Source organism: Alcaligenes faecalis (genome assembly GCF_002443155.1).
In the GTDB taxonomy this organism is placed as follows: domain Bacteria; phylum Pseudomonadota; class Gammaproteobacteria; order Burkholderiales; family Burkholderiaceae_B; genus Alcaligenes; species Alcaligenes faecalis.
Window position 1 is genome coordinate 1,051,623 of record NZ_CP023667.1, and the last position, 23,732, is coordinate 1,075,354.

Annotated in this window: 25 protein-coding genes; 7 read left to right on the forward strand and 18 right to left on the reverse strand. The window is 58.7% G+C overall.

Annotated elements, in window-relative coordinates; translation table 11 throughout:
• Nucleotides 1–98: 98 nt before the first annotated feature.
• From flgK to CPY64_RS04855, 7 genes are all read left to right on the forward strand, one after another.
• Entirely contained in the window at nt 99–1,814 is a 1,716-nt protein-coding gene (flgK, locus tag CPY64_RS04825; RefSeq protein ID WP_042487534.1) for a flagellar hook-associated protein FlgK, read from the forward strand.
• 35 nt (nt 1,815–1,849) lie between these two features.
• A complete protein-coding gene (gene flgL / locus CPY64_RS04830) occupies nt 1,850–3,067 on the forward strand; it encodes a flagellar hook-associated protein FlgL (protein WP_042487530.1) in 1,218 nt (405 codons plus the stop codon).
• Nucleotides 3,068–3,134: 67 nt separating this feature from the next.
• Nucleotides 3,135–4,574: a methyl-accepting chemotaxis protein gene (locus CPY64_RS04835; protein WP_269780403.1), complete on the forward strand. Its 1,440-nt coding sequence runs from the start codon at nt 3,135–3,137 to the stop codon at nt 4,572–4,574.
• Nucleotides 4,574–5,011 carry a hypothetical protein gene (locus CPY64_RS04840; protein ID WP_042487528.1) on the forward strand — a complete coding sequence of 146 codons (438 nt, stop codon included), beginning with the start codon at nt 4,574–4,576 and terminating at the stop codon, nt 5,009–5,011. The genes CPY64_RS04835 and CPY64_RS04840 overlap by 1 nt, the downstream gene beginning before the upstream one ends.
• A 21-nt stretch (nt 5,012–5,032) precedes the next feature.
• Entirely contained in the window at nt 5,033–6,739 is a 1,707-nt protein-coding gene (locus CPY64_RS04845) for a methyl-accepting chemotaxis protein (RefSeq protein ID WP_042487524.1), read from the forward strand.
• 119 nt (nt 6,740–6,858) lie between these two features.
• On the forward strand, nt 6,859–8,769 hold the full coding sequence (locus CPY64_RS04850) for a DUF294 nucleotidyltransferase-like domain-containing protein (protein ID WP_042487519.1): 1,911 nt from the start codon (nt 6,859–6,861) through the stop codon (nt 8,767–8,769).
• The gene (locus CPY64_RS04855; RefSeq protein ID WP_042487516.1) at nt 8,766–9,455 is read left to right on the forward strand and encodes a 3'-5' exonuclease; all 690 of its coding nucleotides are present in this window, start codon (nt 8,766–8,768) and stop codon (nt 9,453–9,455) included. Before CPY64_RS04850 ends, CPY64_RS04855 begins: the two co-directional genes overlap by 4 nt.
• Here CPY64_RS04855 and fliR read toward each other — a convergent pair.
• The 18 genes from fliR to fliS form a co-directional block, all read right to left on the reverse strand.
• Complete coding sequence (fliR, locus tag CPY64_RS04860; protein WP_042487514.1) at nt 9,452–10,237, reverse strand: flagellar biosynthetic protein FliR; 786 nt, start codon at nt 10,235–10,237, stop codon at nt 9,452–9,454. The genes CPY64_RS04855 and fliR overlap by 4 nt on opposite strands.
• 95 nt (nt 10,238–10,332) lie before the next feature.
• Nucleotides 10,333–10,602, reverse strand: coding sequence for a flagellar biosynthesis protein FliQ (gene fliQ / locus CPY64_RS04865; protein ID WP_003804652.1), 270 nt, complete (start codon nt 10,600–10,602; stop codon nt 10,333–10,335).
• A 9-nt stretch (nt 10,603–10,611) separates the two neighbouring features.
• On the reverse strand, nt 10,612–11,376 hold the full coding sequence (gene fliP / locus CPY64_RS04870; protein WP_042487731.1) for a flagellar type III secretion system pore protein FliP: 765 nt from the start codon (nt 11,374–11,376) through the stop codon (nt 10,612–10,614).
• Between the two features lie 7 nt (nt 11,377–11,383).
• Entirely contained in the window at nt 11,384–11,659 is a 276-nt protein-coding gene (gene fliO / locus CPY64_RS04875) for a flagellar biosynthetic protein FliO (protein WP_042487511.1), read from the reverse strand.
• Nucleotides 11,660–11,689: 30 nt separating this feature from the next.
• Nucleotides 11,690–12,193 carry a flagellar motor switch protein FliN gene (gene fliN / locus CPY64_RS04880; RefSeq protein WP_042487508.1) on the reverse strand — a complete coding sequence of 168 codons (504 nt, stop codon included), beginning with the start codon at nt 12,191–12,193 and terminating at the stop codon, nt 11,690–11,692.
• The gene (gene fliM, locus CPY64_RS04885; protein WP_042487505.1) at nt 12,190–13,197 is read right to left on the reverse strand and encodes a flagellar motor switch protein FliM; all 1,008 of its coding nucleotides are present in this window, start codon (nt 13,195–13,197) and stop codon (nt 12,190–12,192) included. The genes fliN and fliM overlap by 4 nt, the downstream gene beginning before the upstream one ends.
• Nucleotides 13,198–13,683 (reverse strand): flagellar basal body-associated FliL family protein, encoded by a 486-nt coding sequence (locus CPY64_RS04890; protein ID WP_223254005.1) that lies wholly within the window; start codon nt 13,681–13,683, stop codon nt 13,198–13,200.
• Between the two features lie 212 nt (nt 13,684–13,895).
• Entirely contained in the window at nt 13,896–15,242 is a 1,347-nt protein-coding gene (locus CPY64_RS04895) for a flagellar hook-length control protein FliK (protein ID WP_226791332.1), read from the reverse strand.
• Nucleotides 15,243–15,254: 12 nt separating this feature from the next.
• The gene (gene fliJ, locus CPY64_RS04900; protein WP_042487500.1) at nt 15,255–15,704 is read right to left on the reverse strand and encodes a flagellar export protein FliJ; all 450 of its coding nucleotides are present in this window, start codon (nt 15,702–15,704) and stop codon (nt 15,255–15,257) included.
• A 2-nt stretch (nt 15,705–15,706) separates the two neighbouring features.
• The gene (gene fliI, locus CPY64_RS04905; RefSeq protein ID WP_042487497.1) at nt 15,707–17,149 is read right to left on the reverse strand and encodes a flagellar protein export ATPase FliI; all 1,443 of its coding nucleotides are present in this window, start codon (nt 17,147–17,149) and stop codon (nt 15,707–15,709) included.
• Entirely contained in the window at nt 17,149–17,889 is a 741-nt protein-coding gene (fliH, locus tag CPY64_RS04910; RefSeq protein WP_042487494.1) for a flagellar assembly protein FliH, read from the reverse strand. The genes fliI and fliH overlap by 1 nt, the downstream gene beginning before the upstream one ends.
• Before the next feature lie 85 nt (nt 17,890–17,974).
• Nucleotides 17,975–18,985: a flagellar motor switch protein FliG gene (gene fliG / locus CPY64_RS04915; RefSeq protein ID WP_042487491.1), complete on the reverse strand. Its 1,011-nt coding sequence runs from the start codon at nt 18,983–18,985 to the stop codon at nt 17,975–17,977.
• Complete coding sequence (fliF, locus tag CPY64_RS04920) at nt 18,972–20,705, reverse strand: flagellar basal-body MS-ring/collar protein FliF (RefSeq protein WP_042487723.1); 1,734 nt, start codon at nt 20,703–20,705, stop codon at nt 18,972–18,974. The genes fliG and fliF overlap by 14 nt, the downstream gene beginning before the upstream one ends.
• A gap of 104 nt (nt 20,706–20,809) precedes the next feature.
• Nucleotides 20,810–21,145 (reverse strand): flagellar hook-basal body complex protein FliE, encoded by a 336-nt coding sequence (gene fliE / locus CPY64_RS04925; RefSeq protein ID WP_042487488.1) that lies wholly within the window; start codon nt 21,143–21,145, stop codon nt 20,810–20,812.
• A 142-nt stretch (nt 21,146–21,287) separates the two neighbouring features.
• Entirely contained in the window at nt 21,288–21,608 is a 321-nt protein-coding gene (locus tag CPY64_RS04930) for an EscU/YscU/HrcU family type III secretion system export apparatus switch protein (protein ID WP_042487484.1), read from the reverse strand.
• Nucleotides 21,598–22,887 (reverse strand): flagellar hook-length control protein FliK, encoded by a 1,290-nt coding sequence (locus tag CPY64_RS04935; RefSeq protein ID WP_042487480.1) that lies wholly within the window; start codon nt 22,885–22,887, stop codon nt 21,598–21,600. The genes CPY64_RS04930 and CPY64_RS04935 overlap by 11 nt, the downstream gene beginning before the upstream one ends.
• Complete coding sequence (locus CPY64_RS04940; RefSeq protein WP_042487478.1) at nt 22,884–23,219, reverse strand: flagellar protein FliT; 336 nt, start codon at nt 23,217–23,219, stop codon at nt 22,884–22,886. Before CPY64_RS04940 ends, CPY64_RS04935 begins: the two co-directional genes overlap by 4 nt.
• A gap of 78 nt (nt 23,220–23,297) precedes the next feature.
• Nucleotides 23,298–23,729, reverse strand: coding sequence for a flagellar export chaperone FliS (gene fliS / locus CPY64_RS04945; RefSeq protein WP_026484537.1), 432 nt, complete (start codon nt 23,727–23,729; stop codon nt 23,298–23,300).
• Nucleotides 23,730–23,732 lie beyond the last annotated feature (3 nt).

Consider the following 23,732-nt stretch of genomic DNA (forward strand, 5'->3'; position numbering starts at 1 on the left):
TGCAGGTCTAAATATTGCACCAAGGTGGTCGTTAAAAAGCAGCATGTTCATTTTTCGCCTTGGACACTACGGGCCGGGCAGGACAGAAAGGATTTGATATGAATCTCGCCAACCTTGGTATTACCGGCTTGTTTGCCGCTCAAAAGCGCATGCAGGTGACGGGCCACAATATTAATAATATCGATACCGCTGGCTATAACCGCCAATCGGTCCTGGTTGAGACAGCTGGTTCGGTTGGAAGCGGCAATGGCTATTACGGCCGCGGCGTGCAGGTGGTCACCGTTCAGCGTTCCCACGACAACTTTCTGTACCAGCAACTGGTGCGCTCGCAAACAGCTGGTGCGGCTCTGGTCAGCTACGGCACAGAAATTGCCCAGCTGGACAATCTGTTCTCGGATCGCACAGTCGGTATCAGTCCCGCCTTGCAGAACTTCTTTGATGGTCTGGAGGCCGTGGCTTCGCAGCCCGCAGATCCTTCGGCTCGCCAGGAGCTGCTGGGCCGTGCTGAAAGCCTGGCCACTCAGATTCGTGATGCGACTTCCTACATGAATCGCGTCAACGAGAACATCAATACCCAGGTAGGCACGACCGTTACCCAGATCAATAGTTATCTGGAGCGGATTGATAACGTCAATAAACAGATCGTGGCTGCCAAAGGCACTACGCCCGGTCACGAGCCGAATGATCTGCTGGATCAGCGCGAGCAACTGGTGGCCGAGCTGGGTCAACTGATCGATGTGCGCACGGTTGAGCAGGATGGGCGTTTGAGCGTAACCACGGCTGGCGGTCAGATGCTGCTGGGTGGCGAACGTGTTTACCCCTTGCACGCCGTGCGTTCGGCTGAAAACCCCGAGCGCATGGTTGTGGGTTTTACGTCTGCCCTGAACGTGGACGGCAAGATGGTGGTGTCCGAGTTTCGCGAAGGCACCATTAAAGGCGGCACCTTGGGTGGCTTGCTGCAGTTCCGTCAGGAGAGTCTGGAACCTGCCATCAATGCTCTGGGGCGTCTGGCGGTGGGCCTGGCTCACACCGTGAACGACATTCACCGTCAAGGCATGGACTTGAAGGGTGACGCTGGCAAAGACATGTTCAGCATCAGCGGCCCGAAAGTGACCGCCAATGGCAACAACCCGGTCAGCAGCGGTGTTCCCGGTGTGTCTTTTTATAAAGACCTGGTCGATCCGGCTGACCCCAGCAAGGGCTACACCCAGCCAGTCGACAAGCTGACAGGCGATAACTACCGCATCGAGCGCGTGGACGGGCGCTTCCAGCTGCGTAATTTGACCAGCAACGACGTGACTCCTTTGAACGGTCCGGACAAGAACGGCGGCATTACGCGTGTGGATGGCCTGGAAATTGATGTCTCCAGCCTGAAAACCAAATCGGAAGATGGCGACTCCTGGTTGATCCAACCCACTGTCAATGCAGGCAGCAGCTTGCAAGTGGAGATCAAGCGTCCGCAGGATATTGCGGCGGCTGACATGGACACGGGTTCGGCTGACGGTGCAATCGCCCAGAAACTGGCAGATCTGCGCAATACCAAAGTGCTGGCTGACGGCTCCCTGAGCCTGAATGATTCTTTTGGCCAGATCGTGAACCGCATTGCCGTACAAACACAGCAAAACGGGACCGCAGCCAAGGCGCAATTAAAGCTGATCGAGCAAAACTATGCCGCTCAGCAGTCCTTGTCCGGTGTGAACAAGGACGAGGAGTACATCATGCTCCAGCGTTTTCAGGAGCAGTATCAGGCGGCCGCCCGCCTGATTGATGTCAGCTCCCAGATGTTTGACACCCTTTTAGGCCTGCGTAGTTGATTACGGCTCTTTGGTCTTGAAATTGGAACCTTGCTATGCGTATTAGTTCTTCTCTTTTCTTTCAGACGGGCCTGACCTCGATCAACAAGCAGCAGTCCGATCTGATGCGGGTTTTTCAGCAAATGGGCTCGCAAAAGCGGATGATCACTCCTTCGGATGATCCCTTGGCTTCGGCTCAGACCATTAACCTGGCGCAATCTCAGGCCATGGACAAGCGCTACGGTGAAAACCGTGAAGTGGCCATGCGCGCTTTGGGTGAAGAAGAAAACCTGCTCAATGCCGTCAACCTGCAGTTGCAAGGCGTGCAGACCCGTCTGGTGGAAGCCTCTACCGGCACCATGTCCGACGCAGACCGCAGCACCTTGGCGACGGTGATGGAAAGCGCTCTGGATACCTTGTTCGGCTTTGCCAATACCAAGGATGGATCGGGCCAGTATCTGTTTTCTGGCGCAAAAGGCACAACACAGGCATTTGAGCGTACAGGCAATACCTTCAGCTACACCGGCGACACAAATAGCCGCAACATTCAGGTGGAGCAAACCCGTCAAATGGACTCGGCGGACCATGGTCGCACCATTTTTGAACGCGCCAATCCCGGCTCCACAGCCTATTTCACCCAGGCCAATGCCAATACGGGCTCGGCAGTAGTCAGTGCGCCCAATGGCAACTCCTCTTTGGCAGGGGCACAGGCCAACTACACCATTCGCTTTACCTCGGAAACCGAGTACGACATTGAAGTGAATGGCGCAGTTGTCAGCCAGGGCGTACTGGATGAGAACGAGCGTCAGCGTATCGAGCTGCCCGGTGGTGTCAGCGTTCAGATCGAAGGCAAACCCGCCGTGGGTGACAGTTTCGAGGTCAGTTCGGTCGATAGCACCAGCTCGGCTGACATGAACCTGTTCAACACCTTGCAATCGGTGGTGGAGGCTTTGCGCAAGCCCGTCAGCGGTGATCCTGCTGCCCAGGCTGAGTTTCGCAACGCGATGAACTCGGCCATGCAACGTATCGGAGAAAACTTCGATAACGTGCAGACCGTGATTTCCTCGGTAGGTACGCGCATGAACGAGATTGACGCCTTGAGTTCCAACGGTGCGGCTCGTGCCTTGAATTACACCAATGAGCTCTCGCGCCTGGAAGACCTGAATATTTTCCAGGCTTCTACTGATCTGGAGTTGCGCAAGGCGGCTCTGGAAATGTCGGCCATGGCGTTCCAGACGATTCAGAGCATGAGTCTGTTCAATATGAATCGCTAAGTCTGCAGTCCTTTTTTGGGTGGTTTTTCCTTAACCGGCAGTCAAGCACCACGTGCGGGAATCTTCTATGCTTTTTAAGAATTTGAGTCTGAAGGTCGGCATGACCTTTTGTATTGCTGCTCTGATGGCATTGACAGTGGCCATGGCAGGCTGGGCCCTGTATTACTTTCATGATCTGCTGGCCTTGGGCTCGGGCGACAAGGTGTTGAGCACCCTGCAAGCGCAGCAGAGCACCTTCAACATTGTGCTGACAGCAGTGCTGGTGCTGGCCGTGTTGCTGGGCCTGGCGGCTATCAGCTACTTCTTCCGTCGTGTAGTGCGTCCTTTGGGCGACTTTGCCGCGTACTTTGATGCGATTGCCAAGGGCGATCTGACTCAACGTATCCGCGTGCTGACTGCCAACGAAATCGGTGATCTGTTCGAGTCGCTGGGTCGCATGCAGGAATCCCTGGTCAAGACCACCACCACGGTGCGTCTGGGTCTGGAAGAGATTCACGCCGGTGCTCAGGAAATTGCCCAGGGCAATACCAATATCAGCAGCCGTACCGAAGAGCAGGCCGCTTCCTTGCAGCAGACTGCTGCCAGTATGGAACAACTGGCCGGTACTGTCCGCCAGAACGCCGACAACGCTCAGCAAGCCAACCAGCTGGCCGCAACGGCCTCGGATGTGGCTCATCGTGGCGGCAGCGCTGTCAATGAAGTGGTCGCCACCATGCAAGGCATTTCGGCCAGCTCCAACAAGATCTCTGACATTGTGGGCGTGATCGACAGCATTGCTTTCCAGACCAATATTCTGGCCTTGAATGCGGCTGTGGAAGCGGCACGTGCTGGTGAGCAGGGCAAAGGTTTTGCGGTGGTAGCGGCTGAAGTGCGAGCCTTGGCTCAGCGCAGCGCGCAGGCCGCGCGTGAAATTACTGCCTTGATCGAAGATTCGGTGCGTAAAGTGACGGAAGGTTCCTCGCAAGTGGAACGTGCCGGCGCCACCATGCAGGAAATTGTGGATTCCGTGCGCCGTGTAACCGACATCATGGGCGAGATTACAGCGGCCACGATTGAGCAGTCCTCCGGGATTGATCAGGTGAACCGAGCTGTCTCCCAAATGGATGAAACCACGCAGTACAACGCCCGTCTGGTGGAGCAAGCTGCCCTGGCTTCTTCCGGCCTGAGCGAGCAGGTGACCAAGGTCAATCAGGCCATCGCCTTCTTCCGTTCGCCCGGTACTGAAGTCATTGATGTCAGCGCTCGCCGGGTGGCCAACCGCCGCAGCGTCAATGCCTCCACTTCCGAGTCCGAGCAGCGTCGCAGCCCATCGTTAAAGAGCAGTGCGGCAGCCAGCAAACCGGCTGGCGCGGCGACCAAGGGCTTGTCTGCCCCGGCGACCGCCAGGGCAGACAAGCCGGCCAAAGCGTCGGCAGTGGCTCAGGATGATAGCCAGCGCCTGTTGCGCCCCGACCTGAGTGGCAAGCAAAACGCGGCGTCCTCGGATGATGATTGGGAGGAGTTTTAATGTCTTTTCCCCGACTAAGTACCTGGGTCGGGCTGGGACGTAAGACACTGATAGGCTTGTGTTTGTTAACCCTGGCGGCGTGCGCCACCCAGGGTTCCTCCTTCAAGGCTTCGGGTTTGAACGATCTGGTCCTGGGCCAAAGTACTCGTGCCGATGCCGAGCTGTCTTTGCAAGGTCGCCCTCATCAGGTCTACCGACAGCTTGATGGCAGTGAAATGGCCGTGTGGTTCCAGGGCACAACCCTGGCAACGGATGCGGTCTATTTTCGACAGGAACTGTGGCTTCAATTCGATGCCCAGGGGCGTTTCCAGCAAGTGGTCAAACGCAGTCATATTCCTTCCATGTATCGCGAGCAGGCGCGTAGCGCCACCCCTGGCTCGGTCACGATTGAGCACCCTGGCACGGACATGATCACCATCTTGCCGGTCAGCCACTAGAGTTTTCTTTGGATTTAGCAAATGCTGGGTATTGAAAGCAGTCTTCCGTCCGCGTCCCGCGCATCTAAACGTCGTTCTTCCAAATCTTTTCGCCCAAGTTTAAAAGCCGCTTCAGGCCTGAAGATCAGCACCATGCTGATGATCTGCATGGGCTTGTTCATGGTGTTGATTGTGGCTGTCGGTGGTCTGGCAGCGTATTTCCTGCAGCAAAGCGGCGATGCCTTGCGCACCATTAATCGCCAAAGCGATCGTGCCGTACAGGTTCTGCAACTCAGTAACAATATGATGGAAGCGCGTCTTGGCTTGATGAGCGCGGCCCGTTTTTATCAGGAAGCCGGCATCGATAACGACGCCAATACGCTGCAAAGCGCAGACAATCTGGTGATTATGGCTAACCAGAAGCTGGATGAGGTACGCAAGGCTTTTGCGGATATCCGTGCCAACATGCCTACCGAACCGGAGCTGCGCCGACTGGCCATGGGTCTGGTCGCATCCTATCAGGCGTATCTGGATGATGGCATCGAGCCCATGGTGCAGGCGCTGGAGACGCGCGATTACAGTACTTTTTACTTTGTCAGTGAAGGTTTTGGGGTGCTGCGCGCCGCTACCTTCCAGTTCCGTATTGAAGAGCTGAGCAAGTTCTACAGCGATCAGACCAATTTGCTGCTGGACCAGTCTGAATTGCAAACCAGCGTGGCCAATAGTGCGATTGGGTTGGGCTTGCTGGTTGGCCTGGCCATTATTGTGGCGCTGCGTCTGGTGCTGGGCCGTACCGCCCTGGCACCCTTGCGTGAAGCGGGCGTGCACTTTGACCACATTGCCAATGGCGATCTGACCAAGAAAATTACGTACCGCTCCGCCAATGAGGTGGGGGTCTTGTATGACGCCATGCGTCGCATGCAGCAAAGTCTGCAAGGTATTGTGCTGACCGTGCGCCAAGGTGTGGACGAAATTGCTTCGGGCTCCTCGCAGATTTTTGCAGGTAATACGGACCTGAGTTCCCGTACCGAACAACAGGCCGCTGCCTTGCAGGAAACTGCGGCCAGTCTGGAAGAGCTGGCCAGCACCGTGCGCCAGAACGCGGATAATGCCCATCAGGCAGACCAACTGGCTCATAACGCTGCCAAGGTGGCGCGTCAAGGCGGGGAGTCGGTAGGGGCAGTGGTCAACACCATGAACCAGATTTCTGCCCGTTCCGGGCAAGTGGCTGACATCGTCAACGTGATTGATGGCATTGCCTTCCAAACCAATATTCTGGCCTTGAACGCGGCGGTGGAAGCGGCTCGCGCCGGTGAGCAGGGCAAGGGCTTTGCGGTAGTGGCGGGTGAAGTGCGCAGTCTGGCACAGCGCAGCGCGCAAGCGGCCAAGGAAATCAAAGGCCTGATCGAAGCCTCGCAAAATGAAGTTCAGACCGGTACTCAACAAGTGGCCAGCGCGGGCGACATTATTCAGGAAGTGGTGCGTGCCGTGAACAGCGTGACCACCTTGATGAGCGAGATTTCCTCCGCTTCCCAGGAGCAGACTGCCGGTATCGAACAGATCAACACCGCCGTGGCTCAAATGGATGCTGTGGTGCAGCAAAATGCATCCTTGGTGGAAGAAGCGGCGGCGGCAGCCGGTTCCTTGCAGTCTCAATCTGAAACCCTGGCCGAGGCAGTGTCCCAGTTCAAGGTTCAGGAAGGCGATGTCATTGACATGGCCGAGCGCGACTACGAGCGCTTGCGTTAAGCGTTTTGTGGGGAAAAACAGGCGTATGCCTATAGTTGAAATCCCCTAGAAAAACAGGGTACGCGAGGGTCATGCTGCATGGCACAATAATTCTTTGCCTATAGCCAGCAGAGACGCCCATGTCCTTCGCGATTCCCGGTGAATCCGTGGCCAAGACGGCGGTGCGCCAAAAGGCGCCCGGTATCTTGGCCTGGTTGATTGCTTACCCGCCTTTTGATCAGATGCAGGCGCAGCACTGCGATTACCTGATCGAACATAGCGAACTGCGTTTTTTTTCAGCCGGACAGGTGTTGCTGGAAGAGGGTGCGCGTGTTGATCAGCTCTATATCGTTCGCCAAGGGCAAATTTCCTGCCAGGAACAAGGGGAAACACATGAGTATGTGGAAGGAGATCTTCTGCCCGTGCGTGAGCTGGTCTCGGGCCAGGCCCTGGGCAGTGCTTACGAGGTGCAGGAAGACTGCTTTACCTTGTGCGTGGCCGGTGAAGCCGTTGCCCATTTGCTGACTATCAGCGAACCTTTTCGGGATTACTGCCTGCGTGGTGCCAGCAGCTTGCTGGCCTCGGTCTGGCGCAGTGCACAGCAAAGCGCCAGTGCGGATCTGGGGGCAAGTTATACGCTGGACATGAGCCTGCAAGCGCTGACTGAACGCGGTTTGCTCAGCTGCTTGCCGGATTGCCCGGTCGAGCAGGCGGTGAAAGACATGCACGAGCGTCAGGTCAGCAGCATGGTGGTGGTCAATCCGGATCAGCACTTGCTGGGTATCTTTACCTTGCGAGACTTGCGCCGATTGGTGGCGGGTGGCCAGTACGATCCGACCCAGGCCATGTCTCAAGTCATGACACCAGATCCGGTCTGGCTGGCTCCGCAATCCTCGGCCTTTGATGCGGCTTTGCTGATGGTAGAGCATCAGATCGGTCATATCTGTCTGGTTCAGGGCCATAAAGTTGTGGGTATGGTGTCCGAGCGCGATGTGTTCTCCTTGCAGCGCGTGGATCTGGTGCATTTATCGCGTGCCTTGCGCTGTGCCCAGGACGTATCTGTGTTGGTGCGTCTGCAGTCGGACATTGGGCGGCTGGTGGATGCCATGCTGGCCCACGGTGCGCGTTCTGAACAACTGACTGCCGTAATTACGCGCTTGAACGACCATACGGTTCAGCGCACGATTGAATTGACCTTGCCCGGCTCCGGGCTGGATGGCATCGAGTTCTGCTGGCTGGCCTTTGGCAGTCAGGCCCGTGGCGAACAAACCCGTCATACCGATCAGGACAACGGCATTTTGTTTGCTGCCCATTCGCCCGAACAGGCCAAGGCTCATCGGGCCTTGCTTTTGCCGTTTGCCCGTCGGGTGAACGAGGCTCTGGACCGCTGCGGGATGGTCTGGTGCACCGGCAATATCATGGCCAGCAATCCTGAGCTGTGCCTGTCTGAGGCCGAGTGGTTGCATCGCTTCCAGATCATGATTGAACGGCCTGCGCCCGAACAATTACTGGAATCCACGATTTTCTTTGATTGCCGTGCCATCTGGGGCCAAAGCAGCATGTTGCAACGCATGCAGCGTCGGGTTCTGGGCATGGTGAACGACAACCCTGTGTTCCAGCGCATGCTGGCCCAAAGCACCTGTCAGACCCGCATTCCTAGTGGTAAAAAGCGCAGTCGTCTGGAAGCGCTGATGGGGCAGGGCGATGACAAGCTGGACATCAAGAAACAGGCCTTGGCTCCGATGGTGGATGTGCTGCGTGTGCTGGCCCTGGCGCATGGTTGCGAACTGGCCTCGTCCATGGACAGGCTGGCCGTGCTGACTCAGCGCGGTGTCTTTACGGCCGAGGAGTCAGAGGGCCTGTGCGAGGCCTACCGCTATTTGCAATTGCTGCGCTTGCAACATCATCAAACCCAGTTGCAGCAGGGGCAGGAACCCAACAATCTGGTGCGTTTGAGCACGTTGGGTGCACTGGATGCACGTGTCTTGCGTGAGGCCTTGTCGCAGGTGCGTCGTGCCCAACGTATTCTGGCTTTCCGGTATCGCTTATGAAACTGCTTTCCTGGCTACCTTGGCGTAAATCCTCTTTTGCCGCACGCAGTCCCTCCTTGTCCTGGAGCGGGGTGGACGAACTGGCGTTGGACGAAGCGGCGTTTACTGTGCTGGATCTGGAAACCAGTGGTCTGGAGCCCAAGCGCCACCATATCGTTCAGATGGGTGCGGTCCGCTTGGAAAACGGTTCGATTGCCCTGGGCAATATCTGGTCCGGTCTGGTTCGGTCCCAGGGTGAACGCAGTCATGAAAGTCTGCTGATTCATGAGATCAGCCCGCAACAACAGGAAGAAGGCGAGCCACTACCCCAGCTGATGCGAGACTTTGCCCGCTATTCCGAAAACACGGTATGGGTCGCCTGGGATGCTGACTTTGATCTGGCGTTTCTGGATCGTGCCTGGCCGAAGGCGGGCCTGGAGCAGGCCCGGCCTTTGGCTCTGGATTTGGCTGAACTGGCTGCGTGTGTATTGCCCGACTGGCGTGGTCGTCGTTTGGGCCTGGACGATTGCTTGAAATATTGTGGCTTGCCCGTAAGTGATCGCCATGACGCCTTGGGTGATGCCTTGGTCAGTGCACAGTTGATGCAGTTATTGATCGGACGTGCCCAGCAGAAAGGCATTCTGACCATCGGGCAGGCCCGGCGCCTGATGCAGTCGCACAAGCAACGGCAGGCCCACGCGTTTTAAGAGCCTGCCAGTCCCAGCGCGACCCGCATCATGGCTTCATAGCCGGAGTTGAACAGCTGGGTCAGGAAGGGCGTGGTCTGAGGGATGACCACGGTCAGCAAGGTCAGGCCGATTGTCAGCGTAATCGGGAAACCCACAGCAAAAATCGTCAATTGCTGGGCGGTACGGTTCAAGATCCCGAAGGCCAGGTTAATGGTCAGCAGCACGATAATCAGTGGCAGGGCCAGCAACATGCCCGACACCCACAATTCGCTGCTCCAATCGAGCAAGGCGCCCCAGCCATTGATGTTCAGGTCTGCACCGATGGGCAGCACATGGAAGGTGCGCACCAGCACGCCCAGCAAGAGCAGATGGCCGTTCAGGGCCAGAAAGGTCAGCACCGCAATCACGTTCAGCAGCCGCGATAGCACGGCCGTATTCGCGCCGGTGGCCGGGTCAAAAAATGACGCAAAGGACAGGCCCATTTGCAGGCCGATGAACTCGCCTGCCGTCTGTACTGCGGCAAACACGATGCGCATGGTCAAACCCAGCGCGACACCGATGAACACTTGCTGCGCGGCAATCAGCAGGGCCTCGTAAGAGGCTGTGGGCAGATCGGGCAGGGGGGGCAGCGAGGGCGCGATAATCAGGGTCAGGATAAAGCCCAGGCCGATTTTGGCCCGCTTGGGGATGGCGGATTCGCTAAAAAAGGGAACGGTGGCCAGGGTGGCCAGAATACGGATGAAGGGCCACAGAAAGGCATTGAGCCAGGCATAGAGCTGGGCGGAGTTCAGGTCGAGCACGGCACGCCTAGGGACTGTTCAGTGGACCAGGCATTGCGCTTTGCCAGTCACGGATTTGCGTACTCACGGAAGGCTCCTTGTCGCGCTGGTCGGTCTTAGTTGACCAGCCCGGGAATGCCACGCAACAGGCCCTGCATGTAGTCGACCATATTGTTGATCAACCAGGGGCCCAGCAACACCACCGTAATGCCCATGGCCAGCAGCTTGGGGATGAAAGACAGCGTCATCTCGTTGATCTGGGTGGCTGCCTGGAAAATACTGATGCCCAGACCTACCACCAGCACCACGATCAACATGGGACCGGCCATGGACAGGGCCAATTTCAGGGCGGTGTAGGTCATGGACATGACGGTTTCGGGAGTCATGGCAGTCCTTTATTGGTAGAAGCTGCGGGCCAGGGAACCCAGCAGCAGATGCCAGCCATCGGCCAGCACAAACAGCATGAGCTTGAAGGGTAGCGAGATGGTCACTGGCGGGACCATCATCATCCCCAGGGACATCAGGACGCTGGCAATGACCAGGTCAATGATCAGAAAGGGGATGAAAATCGTAAAGCCGATCTGGAAGGCGGTTTTCAGCTCGCTGGTCACAAAAGCCGGTACCAGTACGCGCAAGGGCACATCTTCCGGCGTTTCCAGTTCCGCCACACCGGCCATATCGCCAAACAGTTTCAAGTCCGCTTCGCGGGTCTGGTGCAGCATGAAGGTTTTCAGGGGCTGGGCACCTTGTTCCAGCGCGGTCTCAAAGCTGATCTTGTTCTCCGACAAGGGCTTGTAGGCGTCCTGATAGACCTGATCAAACACCGGCGACATCACAAAGAAAGTCAGAAACAGGGCCAGGCCCACCAGCACGGTGTTGGGCGGCGCCGTACCGGTACCCATGGCATTGCGCAGCAGCCCCAGCACAATAATGACGCGGGTAAAGCCGGTCATCATCAGCAAGGCGGCTGGCAGGAAGGACATCATGGTCAGCATGGCCAGCGTCTGGATGCTGAGCGACCAGGTTTGCGAGCCGTTCGGACCTGCCGTGCTGGTAATGGCTGGAACAGCCTGGGCCCAGGCCTCGGACGGCAGGAGCAGGCTGATCAGGGCCAGAAGCAGCAGGCCGAAGCGCCGGGCGGGAAAAAGGAGTGCGGTCATGATGCGGTCAGCGGGGTGCACGGTGCTGGTCCAGATGAGCCAGGAAGTCCGGCTCGGAGCCAGCAGTCGTCGTGGTGTGCAGCAGGCTGATCTGCTGAGGGGTGATGCCAATCAGAATTTCGCGGTCATCAATCTGGACCAGGGCCACGCTGCTGCGTGGCCCCAGACGTCGATTGTCCAGAATCTTGATGCGTTGCTGGTTTTTGTTTTTCAACAAGCCGCCACGGCGGGCAAGCCAGGCTGCTGCCAGAATCAGGCCTACAACCAGCAGCAGGCTAAGCATGATTCTGACGAGCTGGGCTTGTTCCATGGTCTAGCGGCGGCCGTTCAGGCGCTGGATACGGTCCGATGGGGTCACGATGTCGGTGACACGAATACCGTACTTGTCGTCCACGACAACCACTTCGCCCTGGGCAATCAGGTAGCCGTTCACGTAAATATCCAGCGGTTCACCGGCCAGACCGTCCAGTTCCACCACCGAGCCCTGGCCCAGTTGCAAAATGTTCTTGATCGTCAGGCGCGTACGGCCCAGCTCCACCGACAGCTGAACAGGGATGTCCATGATCATGTCGATGTCGGTGGTGGCGTTGGCCTGGGCGTGCTCCATGGGCGGGAACAGATTGCTGGCCGGGCTGGGTTCATGCACAGGCGCGGCCGCGCTTTGCTCGGCCAGAGCCGAGGCCCAGTCGTCTTCCAGAGGATGCTCCAGTCCCTGGGCCTGGGTGCTGCTTTGGCTGCCAGCCTGTTGCTCAGCCATCGCGGCTGCCCAGTCGTCCTCGGGCGCAGACCGGTCGTTAGGGTTGTGAGGGTCGCTCATAGGGACTTACCTTTAGTCAAATCGCTGTCGTTGGTGGCCAAGATGTTTTCTACCCGCAAGGAGTAGCGGCCACCGGAGGTGCCGTACTGGCATTCCAGAACCGGCACGCCATCCACGTGGGCTTCAATAAGGGTGGGGATTTCAATCGGCAACACATCATTGACCTTGAGCTGGGTCAGCTCGGCAATGGTCATGTCTATATTGACGAAGTTGGCAATCAGTTCGACCTCGGCGCTGCGCACCTGGCGCGAGAGCTGCTGGGTCCAGCGCTGGTCGATGGCATTGGTGCCCTTGTCCTGCAAGGGGCGCGTCAGAAGGTCGCGCACCGGCTCGATCATGGAGTAGGGCAGGCAGATATTCAGATTGCCGCCCTGGGCACCAAATTCAATATTGAAGGAGGTCACCACCACAATGTCGTTGCTGCTGCTGATGCTGGCAAACTTGGTGTGCATCTCCGAGCGCATGTACTCTGCTTCGAGCGGGTAGATGGATTCCCAGGCGCCGCAGTAGCTCTCCAGCGTCAGGGTCAGCAAGCGCTGGATGATGCGCTGCTCGGTCGTGGTGAAGTCGCGGCCTTCGACGCGGGTGTTGTAGCGGCCATGGCCACCGAACAGGCTGTCGATAATCAGAAAGACCAGATTCGGGTCGAAGGTAAACAGCGACACGCCGCGCAAGGGCTTTAAGGCAACCATGTTCAGGTTGCTGGGCACAGGCAGATTGCGCTCGAAGTCCGAGTACTTCTGAATACGAATGGAGCCCACGGTGATGTCCGCGTTGCGGCGCATGAAGCTGAGCATGGTCGAGCGCAAGCGACGGGCAAAGCGCTCGTTGATCAGCTCCAGGGTCTGCATGCGGTGACGCACCACCCGGTCTGGCGAGGTCAGGTCATAGGCCCGTACGCCAGTCAGGTTTTCGTTCAAGGGCTTGGTGTCAGCGCCTTCGCCGGTTACACCGGCCAGCAGTGCATCGACTTCGTCTTGGGATAGGAAGCTCTGATACGACATTTATTGGATGACAAAGGCGGTGAACAGGACATCATTGATGTACGGTACAGCAGTGTTGGGCGCGTAGGGCTCTTTCAGGCCGGCGCTTAGCTGTGCAACCAAGGCTTGACGCCCTTCGGAAGTCTGAATGTAGGTGGGACGCTGTTCAGCCAGTATCTTGAGCACGCGGTCCCGCACCATGGGCATGTATTCCACCAGCATGGCACGCGAGCCATCGTCCTGGACGCGCAAGGTAATGCCTACGTACAAGATACGCGAGCGACCATTCTCGTTCAGGGTGACGGTAAAGGGGTCCAGTGGCGCAAAGATGGGCTTGGCGTTGACCTTGACCACAGGAGGCTCGTCCGGGGCCGGAGCGGCTTCAACCGACTGGCCTTTTTCTGCCCAGGCCAACCAGGCAGGCGTGCTGCTTTGTTGCAGGGAGTAGTACAGCGTTGCGCCCACGCTAGCGGCGATAATAAACAGAACCAGCAGACCGGTTTTCATCAGGCGTGCAAGTTTGGTGGGTGCTTTTCGGGCCATGTGATGTGAGCGATGAATTTTCTAGCGTATTACAAACAGACAAACGCATGTCTGGCCTGAGCCTGACTGCATGCCTGAGCTATTGTGCCGGAGGTGGGACAGGACAGGCCCGGCGAATAGACGCTGCTTTTCGAGCTTAATCATGCTTTTTGTCGGGCTGTCTGTGGGACTGTGAATCAGGCGAAGGTATCAACCAGCGCGTTGGGGTTCAGCGAGCGGCTGGCGCTGCTGTTCACCAAGGGGCTGGTTTGGTCAGCGGACGCCACGCCGTTCAGGCTGAAGGCGGGTTGATCGCCTTGATTGCCCTTGGCGGCCAGTTGCTCGTGAAAGGCCTGGTGCGAGGCGTGCTGGTCGCCTACATCAGCCTGTCCCAGGGTCAGCCCGTTTTCTGCAAACTGCTGTTGCAGCTGCTGCAAGGATTGTTCCAGGGCGTGGCGCACTTGAGCGTGGGGCGAGGTAATCATGGCGTGGGCCATGCCGTCCTGCATTTGCAAGGTAATGCGCAAAGGACCCAGTTCAGGCGGGTCCAGGCGGATGTCGGCACTTTGAATACCGCCCTGAGCCTGTTGGGCCAGAGTAATCATTTGGCGACCCATGACGGCACCCCATTCGGGGGACTGTACGGGCGTGGCAATGGCCAGTGCCATGGGGCTGGGCAAGGCCGCCGGGCTGCTGGCCTGGATCGCGCCGGGAGTGGCGGTCAATTGGGCCAGCAAGGATGCATCCAGGGCAGGCAGATTCAGATTGACACCAGCGCGAGCGTCTTCAGCAATTTGTCGTCCAAAGGCCGCCAGGGATGCCGATGCTTCCTCCATCAAATGAGTTTGGGACGAGGCAGCATTCGCAGCGAGGGTGGCGCTGATCGGGTTGTTGTTCAGTACTTGCGCAGCATTGGCCGCCGATTTGCGGTTAGGGGTGGCAGCCAGCGGATGGCTGGTTTCGACGGCTTTCGGCAAGGCCAGCTCGGCGCTCAGATCAAGCTCGGTTTCCGCTTCCAGGGCTTTCAGGGGCGCGGTCTGGGGCTGACGGCTGCTTGGCTCGGCTACCAGATGCTGGCGTGTGTTGGCGGCGCTCAGCGGCAGCTTGCTATCGGTGAGTGCCGCTTTGGGATCAGTTTTGCTGTTCTTGATCGCCTGCACTTGCGACAGAATCGACAAGGCCATGGCGGGCAGGCCGCTATCGGCCGAGGCGTCGGTGTTCAGTTCCAGATCGCTTTGATCGGCAATCAGCAGGGCAGGGTCCTTGATCAGGGTGTCCAGCTCGCTGGCCTCGGCCTGCTCGGCCACTGCTTCCGCCAGTGGGGTGCCATCAGCGGGAGCCTGAGCTTTGGCGCTGTCCTGCTTGGCGGCTGTCGGTGTTTTGCCAGCCCCTTTGTTTTGCACCTGTTGCTGTTGCGTTTGCAGGTGCTGGGCAAAGCCTTCGTCTTTGGGCGCGTGCGCAGCCGCAGGCCCGGCCGTGTTGGTGGCGGGGGCCGAGGGTGCGGCAGGGGCCGCAGGTAAAACCGAAAGAGTGGGCGAAGTCATGGCGGCGCTTGTTTAATAGGCGGTCTGGCTACGGGTAAAGAGACGAGCAGCGATTTCATCGCTGTTACGCTGTTCCATTCTTTGTTGCTGGACTTGCTGGGTCTGGAGCCGGCGGTCGATCAAGGTTTCATACGCTTTCAGACGTTGCTGATGGCCATACCAGACCTGGCGTCCCTGTTCCATTTGCTCTTCCAGCGATTGGATAACACTATTTTGCTGGGAAATGGCCTGGTCCAATGTCACGATAAAGCGGCGGAAATTGTGGTAGTTCGCCATGGTTACCCCGGTTTGACCGACATCCAGCAGGCGCTGGGCGTAGTCCTGGCGATAGGTCTGCAACATTTCCAGCTGCGACTGGGCGGCCTCGCGCTGTGTGCGCAGCTCCTGCAAATGGCGGGCGGCATCGTCCACATTGTTCTGACTGAGATCGACCAGCGTATGTAAAGAGGCGTTGGCTTTCATGGCTATTGCTCGCTATTTAAAACGGCGTTCAATTCATCAAAGGCGCGTGGCACGTCCACCCGTTGCTGCATGCCCTGGCGCAGATAGGCTTCCAGCCAGGGGAAACGGTCAATGGCCTGATCAATGGCAGGATCGTTGCCACGGGTGTAGGCGCCGACCGCAATCAGGTCGCGGTTGCGCTGATAGCTGGAGAGCAGGCCCTTGAAGCGGTGCACCATCTTGATTTGCTCCGGGCCCACAATGCTGGGCATGACACGCGAGATGGAGGCCTCGATATCAATGGCCGGGTAATGGCCGGTTTCCGCCAGACTGCGGGACAGCACAATATGGCCGTCCAGAATTGCGCGGGCCGAGTCGGCGATCGGGTCCTGCTGGTCGTCGCCTTCGGTCAGCACGGTGTAGAACGCGGTGATCGAGCCGCAACAGCCTTGCGCATTGGGTTCGCCATTGCCAGCGCGCTCGACCAGAGCAGGCAGCTTGGCAAACACGGAAGGAGGGTAGCCTTTGGTGGCTGGTGGCTCGCCAATTGCCAGAGCGATTTCGCGCTGGGCCATGGCATAGCGTGTCAGCGAATCCATGATCAGCAAGACGTTTTTTCCTTCGTCACGGAAAAACTCGGCCAGACGGGTGGCGTACACCGCGCCTTGCAAACGCAGCAGGGGAGAGACATCAGCGGGCGCGGCGACTACAACCGAGCGTTGCAGGCCTTCTTCGCCCAGGTTGTGCTCAATAAATTCTTTCACTTCGCGGCCCCGTTCACCGATCAGGCCCACGACAATAATGTCGGCCTGGGTGTAGCGGGCCATCATGCCCAGCAGCACACTCTTGCCCACGCCAGAGCCGGCGAACAGGCCCATGCGCTGACCACGGCCTACCGTCAGCAAGCCATTGATCGCACGCACGCCTACGTCCAGAACCGTATCGATGGGGCTGCGCTTGAGCGGATTGGGAGTGGTGTGACTGAGCGAGACGCAGGCTTGCGCGTCGATGGGGCCCAGACCGTCCAGAGGATTGCCGCTGCCATCGACGACTCGACCCAGCAAGCCGGGGCCAACCGGAACATGGCGGGAACGCGCCTGAGCCGGCAGGCTGTCGGGCTGATCGGAATCGGGCAGTGGCACGGGCGGCTGTAATTGAGCTTCAACCGGCACAACACGTGCGCCGGGAGGCAGGCCGGAGATTTCGCTCAAGGGCATCAAATACAGGGACCGGCCCTCGAAACCCACGACCTCGGCTTCAGCCCAGATGTTTTGCGCGGCAGACAGTTCCACTTTGCAGGCAGCCCCTACCGCCAGCTTCAAACCCGTCGCCTCCAGTACCAGACCGGTGGCGCGGACAACACGGCCACTGCGCAGGCTGGGCTCAATGGCCTGAACCCGCTGTTGCGCAGAAAGTAGCTGGGCGCGCCAGCGTTCGGGAGAGGAGGCCAGAAGGGGCGTTGCCATCACGGCTCCGAGGAAACCGGCAAGCCCAGGCTGGCCAGGGCTCGTTTCCAGCGGGTGGCAAAGGTAGCGTCAATATCGCCATAGCTGGAACGTACACGGCATTCGCCGCGTTGCAGCTGAGCATCTTCCTGCAAACGCCAGGCGCGGGGTTCACCTTGTTCAATCAGAAATTCACGTACCAAGCTGATGTCGTCCGGGTGCAAGCTCAGCTCCAGGGCGCTGGTATCGCCCGGATCGCTGCGCAGTACCTCGGCCACCAGATCGCGAATGCGGCTGGGCTCCGTTTTGATGGTGCTTTGCAAGACATGCTCGGCAATGCGCGTGGCCAGCTGAATCAGGGACTGACCCATTTCCTGATCCATCAACTCGATGGATTGGGCGCAGTTCTGGTTCAGGGCAACAAATTCCTTGATGTACTGGTCGATCTGTTCCTGAGCCTTGGCCATGCCGGCTGCCATTCCGGCTTCATACCCTTGAGCATGACCGCTTTCCTGGCCTGCTGCCAGACCGGCGGCATGGCCTTGGTTGTAACCGGCCTGATAGCCCTGGCTATGACCTTCTTCCTGGGCCTGGCTGCGCTGGTTCTCCAGATCGCGCTGCAGTTCTTCCTGAGTGGGCGGGACAAATTCCGGCTCTTCCGGCTCCGGGGCAACGACAGGGTCATCCAGCCCCTGCATTTGCCAGCGGCTCCAGCTTTCCTGAAGTTCCGAATAGGCCGACGCTTTACGGTGGCTGGACATTTACAGGCTCCCGCGCAGGCGGTTCGTGCCTGGGCACAAGATCGTAACGGCTTGGACGGGCAAGGTTTGCCCAAACGAGGCCGTCTTAGACATATTCGTCCCCACTCAGGCCGCCCAGCGTAATCTGACCCGCTTCGGCCAGACGACGGGCCACCTGCACAATGGCTTTTTGTTCCTGCTCCACTTTGGACATGCGGATCGGGCCTTGGGCGTCGATGTCTTCGCGCAGCATTTCGGCGGCGCGGTTGGACATATTGCGGAAGAACTTGTCGCGCAATTCTTCGGGCGCGCCTTTCAGGGCAATCGTCAATGCAGAGGTCTCGATTTCCTTGAGCAGCAGCTGGATGGCAATGTCTTCCACATCGGCCAGGTTCTCGAAAACGAACATCTCGTCCACGATGCGCTGGGTCAGGTCGGCATCCATGCCGCGCAGACTGGTCAGGACGGACTCTTCCAGGCTGGCGTTCATGTAATTGAGCATTTCGGCTGCCGTACGTGGGCCACCCATCTTGCTGCGTTTGGCTCCCTGGCCCGATAGCATGCCGTTCAACACTTCGGTCAGCTCGTTCAGGGCGGTGGGTTGCACACCACCAAAGGTCGCAATACGCAGGACGACATCATCGCGCAAACGATCCGGAATGAAGCCCAGAATGTCGGCAGCGCGATCACGCTCCAGATGCACCAGAATCGTGGCAATAATTTGCGGGTGTTCGTCGGCAATCAGCTCGGCCACGCTGGACGCATCCAGCCAGTTCAGGGCATCAATACCGCTGCTGGAGCCTTCGCTGTTTTCCAGCAAGTCTTCGATCAGACCAGCGGCCCGGTCCGAGCCCAGCGCCTTGTTCAGTACCGAGCGGATGTAGGCGTTGGAGTCCAGCGCCACGGCCATGAACTGGTCGGCCTCCTGGCGAAAGCTCTCCAGAGCCTCGTCCATATCGGCACGGGTCAGTTGCTTCAGGGACGCCATGGCGGTACTGAGCTGTTGTACCTCGCGAGGCGAGAGGTGGCGAAACACCTCGGCGGCGGCATCTTCACCCAAGGACATCATCAAAATCGCACTGCGTTCGATGGAATCGTCCGGTTTAGCCGTTTTCATTTTTTTCATCTTTGTTCAACCAGGAGCGCAACACCATAGCCACAGCGCGTGGGTCATCGTGAGCCATCGTGCGGGCGGTGTTCAGATTCTCTTCGTAGCGGCTCATTTCGGCGGCACGTTGTTCAGCGGCCTGTTCGCGAGCAGATTCCTCTTTCTGGCGCTCGACGCGGGCGTCAGCCACCGCCTTGGCCTGGATCAGACCCTGGATGATGGGGTTGATGACGATGCGCCACGCCATGAACAAAATGAATGCAAAGACCAGATACTTGATCAATTCCATGGCCAGCTCTCGGTATTCCGGATTTTTCCAGAAGGGGGTATCAATATCGCCTTGCTCGTTGAACTGTCCGTTCACCACGCTCAGGCTATCGCCTCGATCAGCCGAGTAACCAACGGCTTGCTTGACCAGATCGCTGATCTTGTCCAGTTCTTCCTGCTCCAGCGGCTGTTGCTCCTTGTCCGTATTGCGGTAGTTCACCACTACGGCCACCGACAGGCGGCTGAGCTGACCCAAAGGACCTTTGACATGGCTGATGGTGCGATCCACTTCGTAGTTCACGGTGGAGTCATTACGCGCATTGCCGGTGTTTTGCAGCAGGCGGGCTTGCTCGGCCAGGGACACCAGCGAAGGGTCTGTACCGGCAGCGGTCGCGTTCGCGGCATTGGCAGTTTGTGCGGCGGCATTGGCCGGGTCGGTGGCTGGAGCGGCAGGTGCCTGGGGCTGATTCGGCGCAGCAGGCGGGTTCACCAGATTGGCGGTGGCATTGTTGGGAGCCTGATTGCTCAAGGCGCCAGGTACGCCCTGGGGTTGCTGCGGATTGCGCTGCAGGGACGAGCTGGTCTGCTGGCTGCGCACCGCTGCCTGACCGGGTTGCTGGTTGGGTTTGTAGACCTCGGAGGTCTGCTCGCGGCGCGAGAAGTCTACTTCTGCTGTTACCTGGGCGCGGACGTTGCCAGCACCGACCAAGGGATTCAGCAAGGTCAGAATGCGCTGGACGGCGCGGTATTCAATGTCGTTTACAAAGTTGCGTTGCTGATTATCAGCACCCATCTCGCCAGTGGGCGCCGTCAGCAGGCGGCCGTTCTGGTCAATGATGGAAACCTTGTCGGCATGCAGATTGGGCACGCTGGAGGAGATCAGCCAGCTGATGGCGGAAACCTGGCCTTCGCTCAGGTCGCGGCCCGGATACAGCGACAGCACGACCGAGGCAGTGGGGGACTGGCGATCACGCACAAACAAGGTTTCACGCGGCATGGCCAGGTGAACGCGCGCTTCCTTGACGGCATGCACGGCCTTGATGGAGTTGGCCAGCTCGCCTTCCAGGGCGCGCTGATACGTTACTTGCTCGGTGAACTGGCTGGCACCAAAGCGGCTTTGATCCAGCAGCTCGAAACCGGCATTGCCACTGCGTGGCAAACCTTGCGAGGCCATTTGCATGCGCACATCGTGCACACGATCCTGCGGCACCAGAATGGCGGTACCGTTGCTGTTGAACTGATAGGGCACGTTCATCTGGCCCAGGGCCGAGACAATCGCACCGCCATCGCGGTCGTCCAGATTGGAGAACAGAACCTGGTAGCTAGGGCCGCGGCTCCACAGCAAGAGGGCGACAATCAGAGCAATCAGTGCGGCACCCAGCCCGATCAGCGCTACCTTGGGCAAGGCGCGCAGCGTGTCGTAGCCAGGAAGTTTGTTCAGCAACTGTGCTGTCTGACTCATGGGCGAGGCAGAGGCAGGGTTCTGCATGGAATCAGGGGAGTTCAAATCAGGACGTGCTCAGGCAGCATTAAGGAAAGGGCGGCGGGCATGAAAGAATCAGGCGCTTATACCGGCATACTGGCAATTTCTTGGTAGGCGGCCACTAAGCGGTTGCGTACCTGGACGGTGGCCTGAAAGCCGACGCTGGCTTTTTGCAGGTCAATCATCACGTCATTCAAGGAAATTCCAGGCTCGCCCATTTCAAAGGCCTGGGCCTGGGCGCTGGCTTCATTTTGTGCCTGGGACACCCGGTTCAAGGAGCGGGCCAGCTCGGCGGCAAAGCCACCGGGAGCGGCGCTGCTGGCCGAGGAGGACACAGAACTGGAAGCCCCGGCCGCTTGTGCAACCGCGCGCATCTGGGCCAAAAGGTTTTCAATGCTGGAAAGATTGGAAATCGACATATTCGCTTGCCAGAAAGTCAGGATGGGCCGCGCGCACAGGTGCGGGCAGCTTGCCGTGCTTAATGTAACGTTTAGAACGCGAGGCTAAGCAGGGTATCTAAGCCCAAAAACAGGGGCTTTTCAGCCCTTATAAACAGCAGGCTCAGGGTTTTGGGGCGTCGTGCAGGGCCTGCAAGGCTTGTGTGGCCTGGGGATGGCCCTGTTCCAGTGCGTAGAGCCAGGCCAGCAATTCGGCTACGGCCTGATAGAGCTGAGGGGGGATGTGGCGGTCCAGATCCACCTGCATCAACAGGCCGACCAGTTCGGGGGACTCGTGCACATAGAGATTGTGCTCGCGCGCGGTCTCGATGATTTTCTCGGCCTGCGTGCCATAGCCTTTGGCGACCACCCGTGGTGCACCGTCCTTGGGATCGTAGCGTAAAGCCAGAGCCTGGGGGCGAGGGGTGGGAGAATCATGGTTCATCGGGCTGGTCCTGCGGCAGGTTCGGATCGGCTTCAATCTGCAGTTGGCTCAGGAGCAGTCCCTGATCTTGCAGGCGCTCACGCAAGGGCAGGCTGTTCTCATCCAGATAGTCGGCGGATTGGTCGGCCTGTATATGGACCAGCAGTTGCTGATTCAAAAGGTTGAGCCGCAAGGTGATTGGGCCCAGTGTGGGCAGATCCAGTTGCAGGGTGCTGGACCAGTGTTCGGTTTCATCGTCCGACTGAGCCTCGTGTCGTTGCACCGTCCAGTTCATGTCGGCATCCGGCCAGGCCTGTCCTTGCCATTGCAGGTTTTGGTGGGCCAGCGTGTCCAGTTGCTGACGTACCAGCATGCTAGTGGCTGGGTCTTGGGCGCTCGCCTGGGCTTGCGTGCTGTGGCTGGTGCCGGTGCTGGTTTCAGCCAGGGGGCGATTCAGATTTTGCGGTTCTTGCTGCAATTCGCCCACACTGCGTTGCCCAAAGTGCAGATCGCTAAGGTGCGACTCATAAAACAGCCCGCTTTGTTGCAGGGCCTGGGGCAAGGCTTGGGTGAAATGCTGGGCAAGGGCGGCGGTACTGCCGGTGGGCAGTGCGCCATGGGTGGTTGCGCCAGTAGCCGCAGTGCCTGTGCCAGGCATTCCTGCAGGTGCTCCTGTTCCAGCGGCGCCGCTGCCTGCGGTCGCGGCACTGGCAGAGCCGGTATTTGCTCCACCCGTTGCGGTGCTGCCGGGCAAGGGCAGTCGCTGTTGGGCCAGAGTCGCAATTGTGCTGGCGGTATTCTGTGCTGAGCCTGAGCGTGCACCCGCCTGACTGTCGCCACCAGGGCGCGTGGATTCATTGCCGTCCGTTTGCAGGGTGGGGCGGCCAGGCAGCAGAGCCTGTCGTCCCTGGATGGCAGGAGCACGATCCGGGAAGCGCTCCAGCAAGGACAGAATCAGTTGGGCAGTGCGCCCCAGCGTGGTGGGTGCCGAGCTGGTAGTGGCTGTATTGGGCCCACGTGCATGCAGGGCCGGGTCTGTCGAAGTTTGACCGCTTTGTGTGCGGATGTTCCGGCTGTCGCGGCCCTGAGTATGGGCGCGGGCCTGGTCTACGCTTTGGCGTTGATCGCGAGCTGTTTGATTTTCAGCGCGCTCGGGGCGTTGACTGCCCGGTGTCTGGCTGATCGCATCGGGGCGGGCGCCCGTGGCGATATTGCTTTGCTGTCCAGTGCTGATACCCAGAACGGCATCCAGCCGTTGAATAAGCAGCGTCCCCAAGGGGGAGGGGCCGCCTATGCTCATGGATGAACGCTAGGGCTGTAATACGCTTGCAAAACCGTTTGCTGGCGCTTCATATTGCCCAGCAGTGCACCCAGGCGGCCCAGTTCGGGGGTGGCCAGATGACGGATCTGGGCATCGTCTTCCAGAATTTGGGTCAGCAACTGACGGCGTGCCTGCTTTTCGGTAACAGACAGGTCTTTCATGTTCTTGAGCTTTTCCACGGCGAGTTGATAGTGTTCGGACTGTTCAAACACATCCTCCCAGCGTGCCGTTTGGGCAAGCTCCAGCATGTGACGGGTGATGCTGGCGATAATTTGATATTGATCGACGATCGGGTTAGAGGTATCGCTCATGTTCGTACCAGGCGCTAAAGGCGCAAAGGAGGTTGGAGGTGCAGGTCAGGAACAGAGCCTGTCCTGCGAGCCCCGGAGTCAAGCTGGCTGCTTGGCACGTTGGGTATCAACATTGCTGCGCCAGGCATCGGCAATATCGGTCAGCAAACGCTCGGCCAGCGTCAGCTTTTCCGCGTCATTGCGAAGGTTGGCCAGCATCAGATTGTGCAGGATCAGGTCGTAGGTGGCGACCAGATTGCGGGCCAGCTCTCCGCCCTTTTCGGTATCGACCGCCATTTTCAGGCCGCTATCGACAATATCAATAGCCTTCGATAAAGACTGCCCCCGCCCGGCAATATTGCCCTGTTCCATATGCAAGCGTGCTTGCAGCATGGCGGTGCGAGCACCGTTAAATAACAGGGTAATCAGGTGTTCCGGGCTTGCGCTCAAGACCTCGGTTTCCAGACCTACTTGAGCGTAGGCGCGAACCGATTGTTGGCCAAAACGACGGGAAGGGGCAGGATAGCTCATAGG